Below are 9,305 nucleotides of genomic sequence, written 5' to 3'. Positions count from 1 at the left end.
TGGTGCAACCCTCGCGTGGCTGTGTCTTTCGGGGGGCACCCCCTGGATCCTCGGTCGGGTGGCCTGTGGCGCGCCGTTACGTGGGCCGCTGGTGCAACCCTCGCGTGGCTGTGTCTTTCGGGGGGCACCCCCTGGACCCCTGGCCGGGTGGCCTGTGGCGCGCCGTCACGTCAGCCGCTGCAGCAACCCCCACGTGAACTCCGCGACGCACGGCTTCCCGTCGGGCAGTGTGAAGGCCAGTCGCCAGCGCGTCGGGGCCGTGCCCTCCATCGGGCGTACGGGGGCGAAGGCTTTGGCCACCTCGTCGACCGTGCAGGACCAGGGGCGCAGATCGTCCTCCGTGCGCAGCTCGGGACCGGCCACCCCCGGCGCCCGGACCAGCCATTCGTTCCACACGGCCCCGCCCGGCGCCGACAGCACCTCGAAGCGGAGGTCGGGCCAGAGCGGGACGGGCCACAGGTGCGCGTCGCACTCCAGGTCGCCGATGCGGCGGCGGCTGGTGGACTCGGGTACGCCGAGCACGGACCGGTAGCGGGTGAGGGAGCCCCGGGCGCGCGGGGAGCGGACCATCGCCTGCCAGCGGCGGTTCGCCTCCCTCATGTCGGCGATCGACACGCCCAGTCGGTGCCGGGCGTCCTCCACGAGGTCCGGCTGGTGGTCGGCCATCCGGCGGAGCAGGACGAGCTGGAAGTCGAGCGGCCCGAAGCTGTTCATGCACCCATCCTGCCCGGCATCACTGAGCCCGTACGCACGGCCCGACGCCAGCCGCCCCGCCAGGGAATCCGTGATTCCGCACAGGATCTTCACAGACCCGGCTATCTCCGTTGTTCCGCGCCTGCGTACGCTGCGGGCGCCATGGATTACTGCTACCAGTGCCGCCGACACCTCAACGGAGCTCTGGCGTGCGCCGGATGCGGTACTCCCGCGGAGGAGCTCCGGCATCACAGCCCTGCTGCGGCGCAGACGGACGACGTTGTCATCGAACTCGGCGGTGCGCACGACGAGGACCCGCCGCCGGCCGGGCGTCGCCGCGCGCCCGCCCAGGGGCGGCGTGCCCGCCGGGCCGCTGGTACGCGCAGACGCCGCAGGCGCGGGCGCGGGCGCAAGGTGCTGATCACCATGGTCGGTCTGGCGCTGGCGGCGGGTGCCCTGAGTCTGGCCGAACTCGCGCGGGAGTCCGCGTGGAACGACGGTTCGTCCGTGGAGGTCCGTGAGGAGGAGTCCCTCGCGGTCGACGAGATACCCGACCCGACCACCAGTGACGAGCCGGTGAGCGGGCCCAGCGAGGTGAGCGAGCCGCCCACCACGTCCTCGGCCACGGCCCGGCCGAGCACGGGTACCCCAGGGCGCGGAAGCGCGCGGCCCACGGTGGCCCCGTCGTCGTCTCGGCCCGCGCCGTCCGCGAGTTCTTCCGCGACGGGACCGACTCCGAGCAGTGGCGTTTCGCCGTCGGCTACGGGTGGCCCCGGCAACCCGACTCAATCGTCCCCGGCCCCGCCCTCGACGACCCCCACGCCGAAGCCGTCCGAGACGTGCACGTGGTTCATCTTCTTCTGTGCGTGAGGCCACGGGGCCGATGGGGCCGATGACGAGCCCGCCCGGCGTCCGCGGGACATCGGGCGGCGTCCGAGGACGGACACGCGGGCCCGTCGGACGGTCCCGGTACGCCCCCGCCCCCTAAGCGGCCGGCGGCTCCCCCAGCATCCGCCGCAGCAGATCCCGCAGCACCGTCCGCTCCTCCGCCGACAGTTCCGCCAGCGGCTCGCGCGCGAAGTGCAGGGAATCCCGCAGCCGCCGCGCCGTCTCACGGCCCTCGTTCGTCGCTGCGGCGATCTTGACGCGGCGGTCGGCCGGGTCCGGGCGGCGCTCCACGAGGCCGCGCGCCTCGAGCCGGTCGACTATCCCCGTCACGTTCGACGGCTCGCACTTCAGCTTCTGCGCGATCCGCCGCATGGGCGTGGCCTCCAGGGACAGCAGCCCCAGCACCCGCGCCTGGGCGCCGGTGAGCGCGTGGCGGCTCGCGGCCTCCTCGTACTCGTGGTAGTAGCGGGCCACGACGGAGCCGATCAGATCGACGACCTCGAGGGTCAGCGGGTCGGTGCGAGATGTGGTGGCCATGCTCACCACCATACCCGGATGCTTGACAACATGAAATATTCAGGAGCATGGTTGTTTCAGAACGTGAAGCTTTTCTAGGAGGCCCGCACTCATGTCCGCGTCCGCTCTTCCCTCCTCCGGCCGTGAATGGCACCTGGTCGCCCGCCCGCAGGGCTGGCCCGAGCCGAAGGACTTCGCCCTGCGCGAGGCCCCGGTGGCCGAGCCGGGCGAGGGCCGGATCCTCGTCCGCAACCTGCACTTCTCGGTCGACCCGTACATGCGCGGCCGGATGAACGACGTGAAGTCGTACGTACCCCCGTTCCAGCTCGACCAGCCCATGGACGGCGGCGCGGTCGGCGAGGTCGTCGCGGCGAACGCGGAGGGCTTCGCCGTCGGCGACCACGTCCTGCACTTCCTCGGCTGGCGCGAGTACGCGGAGATGGACGCCAGGCACGCGACCAAGGTCGACGCCTCCGCCGCCCCGCTCTCCGCGTACCTCGGCGTGCTCGGCATGCCCGGGCTCACCGCCTACGCCGGCCTCTTCGACGTCGCCTCCTTCAAGGAGGGTGACGCGGTCTTCGTCTCCGGCGCCGCCGGTGCCGTGGGCAACCAGGTCGGCCAGATGGCGAAGCTGAAGGGCGCCTCGCGCGTCATCGGCTCGGCCGGCTCCGACGAGAAGGTCAAGCTCCTCGTCGAGGAGTACGGCTTCGACGCGGCCTTCAACTACAAGAAGGGCCCCGTCGCGGAGCAGCTCAAGGCCGCCGCCCCCGACGGCATCGACGTCTACTTCGACAACGTCGGCGGCGAGCACCTGGAGGCCGCGATCTCCTCGCTCAACGTGCACGGCCGCGTCACCATCTGCGGCATGATCTCCCAGTACAACGCGACCGAGCCCACCCCCGCCCCGCGCAACCTCGCCCTGGTCATCGGCAAGCGGCTGCGTCTGCAGGGCATGCTGGTCCGCGACCACGAGGCACTCCAGCCGCAGTTCGTCCAGGAAGTCGCGGGCTGGCTGCGCTCCGGCGAGCTCAAGTACACGGAGACGGTGGTCGAGGGCATCGAGCACGGCGTGGACGCGTTCCTGGGCATGCTCCGCGGTGAGAACACCGGGAAGATGATCGTTTCCCTCACCCGCTAGGCTCGGCCCAGCCGTCGCGGTCGTGGGCGCGAGCCGCGGCGAACCACAGAAGGAAGCGTCTCATGTCGATTCAGCAGTCCGACGTCCTGTACACCGCCGTCGCCACCGCGGAGAACGGCCGTGACGGCCGTGTCTCCACCGACGACGGCAAGCTCGACGTCGTCGTCAACCCGCCGAAGGAGATGGGCGGTTCCGGGGCCGGTACGAACCCGGAGCAGCTCTTCGCCGCCGGTTACAGCGCCTGCTTCCAGGGTGCGCTCGGTGTGGTCGCCCGCCAGGAGAAGGCCGACATCTCCGGCTCGACGGTCACCGCCGAGGTGGGCATCGGCAAGAACGACGAGGGCTTCGGCCTCATCGTCAAGATCTCCGCGGCCATCCCGAACGTGGACGCCGCCACCGCCAGGGACCTGATCGAGAAGGCCCACCAGGTGTGCCCGTACTCCAAGGCCACCCGCGACAACATCACGGTCGAGCTCGCCGTCCGAGCCGGCTGATCGCGCAGGCGAGGAGGGCCGCACCCCGACCGACCGGGGTGCGGCCCTCGTCCACACCGACCCCGGCACGATCGCCGCGCCGCCGTCCGCCGACCTGCGCACCGCGACGCCCTGAGCGAGCAGGGAGTTCAGCGCGGCCAACTCCCTCGGGTCGTCCAGGCGCGGCTTCAGATCGCCGTGGCGTGCCACGTGTCCGGTGGGCGCCGAGCCCAACCGTACGGTCCCCGACCGGTGCATTCCGGCCCCCGATAGGGTGGGCGGCATGCGTGATCTCCGGATGGGCTTCGGCTATCTGATGAAGGGCCAGCGATGGGTCGGCCGGCACGGCCGGTGGTTCGGTTTCGGGCTGCTGCCCGGGCTGATCACCCTGGTGCTGTACGCCGGCGCGCTCATCGGGCTCGGCCACGGCGCCGACGACCTGGTGGGCTGGTCGACGCCGTTCGCCGACGGCTGGTCCTCGCCATGGCTCGGCCTGTTCCGAGGCTTCCTCACCGGCCTGGTCTTCGTCTTCGGCCTGTTCCTCGCCGTGATCACCTTCACCGCCGTGACCCTGCTCGTCGGGCAGCCGTTCTACGAGTCGCTCTCGGAACAGGTCGAACGCACCGAGGGCGGCGACGTCCCCGAGTCCGGGCTGCCGCTCTGGCGCGAGCTGTGGATCTCGGCCCGGGACAGCCTCCGGGTGCTGCTGCGGGTCGCGCTCTACGGCGTACTGCTCTTCGCGCTCGGCTTCATCCCGGTCGTCGGGCAGACCGTGATCCCCGCGATCGGCTTCTGCGTCTCCGGTTTCTTCCTCGCCGAGGAGCTCACGGCGGTCGCGCTGCAGCGGCGCGGCGTCGAGCTGAAGGAGCGCCTCGCGCTGCTGCGCGGCCGCCGCATGCTCGTCCTCGGTTTCGGCGTCCCGCTCACGCTCGCCTTCCTCCTCCCGCTCGTCGCCGTCTTCCTGATGCCGGGCGCGGTCGCGGGCGCGACGCTGCTGGTACGGGACCTCACGGCGCCCCAGGGTGAGCCGGAGCCCGTGCACCGGGTACCGAACCCGGACCCGGGCGGGAACCCGAACCCCTCGCCGTCGCCGTACGGCTTCAGCAAGCACGAGGCCCGGTCCTAGACCGGGGCCGGGACGCTCCGCTCCCTGTCGAAGGCCGGCCGGATGACCACCTACGAGGGGTGGGAGATCTCGGAGGAACTCCTCGACCACCTCGGCGCGCTCTCCATCGGGACTCCCGACCTCGACACCCCTCAGGCCAAGGCCGTCCTCGACGATGCCACCGAGGCGGCCGCCGGCGCCGTGGCGTACGCCGCCTACTACCCGCACGGCCACTTTCAGGTCTTCCTCGACCACGTGAACTTCGGGACGAGCTACGACGCCGGATCCGAGGGCGACGAGCAGTCCGTCACCGCGTACCAGTGGCTGGACGCCTTCTGCCTGGCGATCCTCGCCGGAAAGACCGAACACCACGGCGAGGCCTTCCACTACGCCCGCGCGCACCTTCGGAAGGACGCGACCGGACAACCTCGACGTCCTGGCCCTGGCCTGCCACGCCCGCCGCCGGGGCTGGAACATCCGGGTCACGTCCCCCTATCTGCCGCCCCGCCTCCCTCGGGCGGCCGAACCCCGCTGGCTCCTGCCGTCCGTCCGGCATCGGCGGTGTGTGTCAGCTGCCGGCCGCCACCGTCACGATCGCCCGCACCTGGGCGATGATGTCCAGCCGGTTCTGCACGAATTCGGGGTCGGTCACCGTGCCCGTCGCCGGGTCGGTGCTTCCCGCGCCGAACTGCAGGACCGGGGTGTGGACATGGCCGCCCGGCAGCGTGTCGTGCAGTCCGAGGCGGTCGCGCAGCAGGGTGGCCCGGTAGGCGATCTCGTTGGAGAGATAGTTGCCGCCGCCTCCGGCTCGGGCCGTCGAGCCGGGAGTCGGGCCCTCGGCGCGCACCACCGGGTCGGTGCCTCCTGCCGGTATCTCGGTGACCGACGTGTTGTCGTACACCGGGAAGCGGCCCGTGCCCGCTGCGACGATCGCCGCGTACGGAAGCGTCGTCGACGTCCACTGCGGCTGCGAGGCCGGGTCGGTGACCGGCACGGTCTCGGTGCGCGACAGGTTCTCGTTGTCCGGGAAGCCGCCGCGCCAGGCGCCGTTGGTGCGCTCGATGTCGAACCTGCCGACGCGGCCCTGGCTGACGGTGGTGAACAGGTCGGCCTCGGGCAGCCGGTGGCGCAGGGTGCGCTCGACCGTGCCCGCCGCGAAGTCGGTCCAGCGGACGGGGAAGACGGCCGTCTCGATCCGGGCCAGGCCTCCGTCCGCGGTACGGATCCAGGTGCCGTCCAGGGCGAGGGCGGTCGCCCCGCTCGGGTTGCTGATCCGGATGTCGCGGTCCAGCGTGAAGGGGTCGAAGCCGGTCAGCACGATCCGCTTGAAGCCCTTGCCGCCCGGGAAGTCCACGGTGTCCTGGCCGCGCGAGGTCTGCTCGAGCCGGTCGAGCAGCCGGGCCCGCGCGGTGTCGGACAGCGCGAAGCCGGGCTGCCACTGCCGCAGTTCCCGGGTCATGCCGAGCCGAGCCCAGTACAGCGGCCGGTCGTCGTCCCGGCTCACATCACCCCGCAGAACCCCCCTGCCCTGCGCCCGCTCGACGGCACACCGCCACAGCCCCGCGCCGTGCCGCTCGACGGCGCGCCGGGCCTCGGCGTACGAGTCCGCGGCCCCCAGCGCCCGCGCGAACTCCGCTGCCACCGCGTCGAATCCGCTGCGCCGCAGGATCTCCTGCGGTACGGCCCTGTCCAGCCGCTGCTCCTCCACGGTGGCGACGCCCGGCACCTCCGCGGCGCCCGCCGGCGCCGTACCGAGCATCGTGCAGGCCACCGCCGACACGACCAGCACTCCCAGTGTCCGCCGCACGCCGAATCCCTTCCCCAGACGACTCCGAAGCCGCCAGTATCGGGAAGGAGTTGGGCCGTGAACAGAGGGACTGGCGTGACTCCAGCAGTTTCAGCGGGTCCCGGAACGCCGGCGGCATCTCCACCGACTCCGGGTCCGGCAGCCACTGGCCGTCGACATCCCGCCGCCTCGGCGCGCCTTCGAGATCTGGGACGAGGAAGGCGGATGCTGGACTTTCGTCTCCGGCTCGTTCGAGGTCCAAGGGTCCCACGCCCTCGACGACAGCCGAACGACCGCCACTCCGGAGGTCTGAGGCACCTGTGACGGCCCCGGGGCGGCACCTGACAACCGCCCCGGGGCTGCCCGCCCCGGCGGCCCTGGCGGGACCGTCAGGCGTCAGGCAGGCGGCTTCGCGGCCGTCACGTTCCGGTGGGCGATCTCCGCGAGCCGTCCCTGGCCGTCCTTGCTCGGATGGAACCAGTCCCAGGGAGACAACTGCTCACCCGTGAAACGGAAGTCGAAGACATCTCCGCCGTCGTACCGGCAGCGCAGGTCCTTCGCGCAGACGTTCTTCAGCGCCTCGTTGTACGCCACGACCCGGTCGTACACCTGCGCCCGCCGCAGCCGGGCGTCCTCGCCCATGTCGTCGGCGTCGCCCAGCATCGAGGCGCAGATGCCCAGCTTCCACACCTGCCTGCCGAGCGGACTGCCGCGGCCCGTCGACCACAGTCGCATCAGGTCCGGCACGCTCGACACGTACACCTGTGCCGTGGGTGCCGTGCGTCGCAGGGTGCTCATCGCCGCCGTGAACGACGCCGTGAAGTCGGCGACCGGCGTCATCAGGCCGGGCGAGTCCCGGCAGGCGTCGTTGGCGCCCACCATCACCGTGACCAGGCCGGGCCTGCGCGCCGCCGCCTCCGCCATCTGGCCGGGCAGATCCGCCATACGGGCCCCGGTCCTGGCGTGGTTCCAGCTGCGCCCGGCCGCCGCGGCCGGGCCGAGGAGGCGCTGCGCGAGGCTTCGCACCTCGGTGTCGGTGCCGGTCGCCCACGACACCTCCGGGCAGTCGGCCAGCAGGTCACAGGCGTCGAAGCCCTGGGTGATGGAGTCACCGACGGCGGCCACCGACGAGGGACTGCGGTCCCAGACCGGCGTGGGGGCGGGGCGCGGCCTCTTCTGCTGGTGACTCTGCGTAGTGGGTGTGCCGGATTCACACCCCGTCAGCGCCGCGAGCCCGACGAGCGCCGCCGCCGTCAATGCAGCGGCGACCACAGCAGGCGGTCGAAGACCCGTTCGCCCGCTCCGTCGGATTTCACGCATCCTGCCCTCCCCGTTGACGTCCTCGCGGGTGAAAGCTTGGTGCGTACGGGCCCCCGGACGCACGGTACGACGTACCTTGGCCCCCGCCGCACGGTAGCTTTTTCCCCGTCGAACCAGAGGCACCTCGCCCACCCCGGCTCCGGTAAATTACATCACGTCACATGCTGTCCGTTTTGTGGAGTTTCACTCCTGATGCTGTTTACTGAGGCCGCTGGGAAAGGCGAACCTCGTCCCACACTGGAGGTCCCGGTGACGACACGCGGCGTTCTGTACGTTCACTCCGCACCCCGCGCGCTGTGCCCGCACGTCGAATGGGCGGTCGCGGGTGTGCTCGGCGTGCGGGTCCAGCTCGACTGGATCCGCCAGCCGGCGTCGCCGGGCACCTGGAGAGCCGAGTTCTCCTGGCAGGGCGAGCCCGGAACGGCCTCCAAGCTCGCGTCCGCGCTGCGCGGCTGGCAGATGCTCCGCTTCGAGGTCACCGCGGAACCGTGCCCGACCGCCGAGGGCGAGCGCTACAGCGCCACCCCTGAGCTCGGCATCTTCCACGCCGTCACCGGCATCCACGGCGACATCCTCATCCCCGAGGACCGGCTCCGCGCCGCGCTCGCCCGCTCGGTGCAGGGAGAGACGGAGCTCGAGGCGGAGATCTCGCGCCTCCTCGGCAAGCCCTGGGACGACGAACTGGAGCCCTTCCGCTACGCGGGCGAGGGCGCCCCCGTCCGCTGGCTCCACCAGGTGGTCTGACGGGGCCTCACGCCCCTCGGGAGGGGATCCTCCTGCGGGCGATGACCGCCCCAAGCGCGCGCGGGAGGCGTGTCTCAAGGGTGGGACATGTGATGTGTGAACGTACGGCGGCCTCGACGGCCGCCGTTCTGCTGTCCGGGCTCGCGTTCGGCGCGGCGGCGGTGCCGCTCGGCGGCTTCCGCTTCGAGGGCCTGGGCCGGAGGGGATCCGCGTCCCGTGGCTTCTGGCAGGCCGGCCCGGTGCGGCTGCTGCCGGCCGGCGGTGGCGGCCCGGCGGCCATCGGCGTCTCCCGGTCCTGTGCTCGCGCTCCGGGGGAGGGAGTCGCGGCGCAGCGTCCGGCCCCGGCGCGGTGCCGGAGGTGCGGAGGGCCGCGAGGGCTTCGCCGACGCGCTCGCCCGGCAGGACGACGGACGCATCGCCGTCCTGGCCGAGGGCACGGACGGCGCACCTCGTCCTGCTCGGCACCGCCGGATCCGCGCTCCGGGGGAGGGAGTCGCGGCGCAGCGTCCGGCCCCGTCGACGCGGTGCCGGAGGTGCGGAGGGCCACGAGGGCTTCGCCGACGCGCTCGCCCGGCAGGACGACGGACGCATCGCCGTCCTGGCCGAGGGCACGGACGGCGCACCTCGTCCTGCTCGGCACCG

Annotated in this window: 11 protein-coding genes; 7 read left to right on the top strand and 4 right to left on the bottom strand. The window is 72.2% G+C overall.

Annotated features, from left to right (window positions below; translation table 11 throughout):
* Positions 1-165: 165 nt before the first annotated feature.
* A complete protein-coding gene (locus ACWCP0_RS21100; RefSeq protein ID WP_451080335.1) occupies positions 166-714 on the bottom strand; it encodes a hypothetical protein in 549 nt (182 codons plus the stop codon).
* A 141-nt stretch (positions 715-855) separates the two neighbouring features.
* On the opposite strand from ACWCP0_RS21100, the gene ACWCP0_RS21095 reads away from it, so the two are divergent.
* On the top strand, positions 856-1,563 hold the full coding sequence (locus ACWCP0_RS21095) for an SCO2400 family protein (protein WP_451080334.1): 708 nt from the start codon (positions 856-858) through the stop codon (positions 1,561-1,563).
* Between the two features lie 114 nt (positions 1,564-1,677).
* Here ACWCP0_RS21095 and ACWCP0_RS21090 read toward each other — a convergent pair whose 3' ends face one another.
* Entirely contained in the window at positions 1,678-2,118 is a 441-nt protein-coding gene (locus tag ACWCP0_RS21090; protein ID WP_451080333.1) for a MarR family winged helix-turn-helix transcriptional regulator, read from the bottom strand.
* Between the two features lie 91 nt (positions 2,119-2,209).
* Here ACWCP0_RS21090 and ACWCP0_RS21085 point away from each other — a divergent pair, with 91 nt between their 5' ends.
* The 4 genes from ACWCP0_RS21085 to ACWCP0_RS21070 all read left to right on the top strand — a co-directional run bounded on the left by ACWCP0_RS21085 (position 2,210) and on the right by ACWCP0_RS21070 (position 5,428).
* The gene (locus ACWCP0_RS21085) at positions 2,210-3,235 is read left to right on the top strand and encodes an NADP-dependent oxidoreductase (RefSeq protein WP_451080332.1); all 1,026 of its coding nucleotides are present in this window, start codon (positions 2,210-2,212) and stop codon (positions 3,233-3,235) included.
* Between the two features lie 62 nt (positions 3,236-3,297).
* Positions 3,298-3,729: an organic hydroperoxide resistance protein gene (locus ACWCP0_RS21080; protein ID WP_451080331.1), complete on the top strand. Its 432-nt coding sequence runs from the start codon at positions 3,298-3,300 to the stop codon at positions 3,727-3,729.
* A gap of 262 nt (positions 3,730-3,991) precedes the next feature.
* Positions 3,992-4,834, top strand: a complete 843-nt coding sequence (locus ACWCP0_RS21075; protein ID WP_451080330.1) for an EI24 domain-containing protein — start codon at positions 3,992-3,994, stop codon at positions 4,832-4,834.
* A gap of 42 nt (positions 4,835-4,876) precedes the next feature.
* Positions 4,877-5,428, top strand: a complete 552-nt coding sequence (locus ACWCP0_RS21070; protein ID WP_451080329.1) for a hypothetical protein — start codon at positions 4,877-4,879, stop codon at positions 5,426-5,428.
* Here the strand turns inward: ACWCP0_RS21070 and ACWCP0_RS21065 are convergent.
* Positions 5,382-6,572, bottom strand: a complete 1,191-nt coding sequence (locus tag ACWCP0_RS21065; protein ID WP_451080448.1) for a pyroglutamyl peptidase — start codon at positions 6,570-6,572, stop codon at positions 5,382-5,384. The genes ACWCP0_RS21070 and ACWCP0_RS21065 overlap by 47 nt on opposite strands.
* Positions 6,573-6,995: 423 nt before the next feature.
* Positions 6,996-7,919 carry an SGNH/GDSL hydrolase family protein gene (locus ACWCP0_RS21060; protein WP_451080328.1) on the bottom strand — a complete coding sequence of 308 codons (924 nt, stop codon included), beginning with the start codon at positions 7,917-7,919 and terminating at the stop codon, positions 6,996-6,998.
* Positions 7,920-8,168: 249 nt separating this feature from the next.
* On the opposite strand from ACWCP0_RS21060, the gene ACWCP0_RS21055 reads away from it, so the two are divergent.
* Together ACWCP0_RS21055 and ACWCP0_RS21050 are read left to right on the top strand one after the other, a co-directional pair.
* Complete coding sequence (locus ACWCP0_RS21055) at positions 8,169-8,663, top strand: DUF3145 domain-containing protein (RefSeq protein ID WP_451080327.1); 495 nt, start codon at positions 8,169-8,171, stop codon at positions 8,661-8,663.
* 358 nt (positions 8,664-9,021) lie between these two features.
* The coding region (locus ACWCP0_RS21050; RefSeq protein WP_451080326.1) for a hypothetical protein at positions 9,022-9,305 on the top strand (284 nt) is incomplete at its 3' end.

Source organism: Streptomyces sp. NPDC001970 (assembly GCF_053594115.1).
This window is presented reverse-complemented; position numbering and strand designations above follow the sequence as displayed.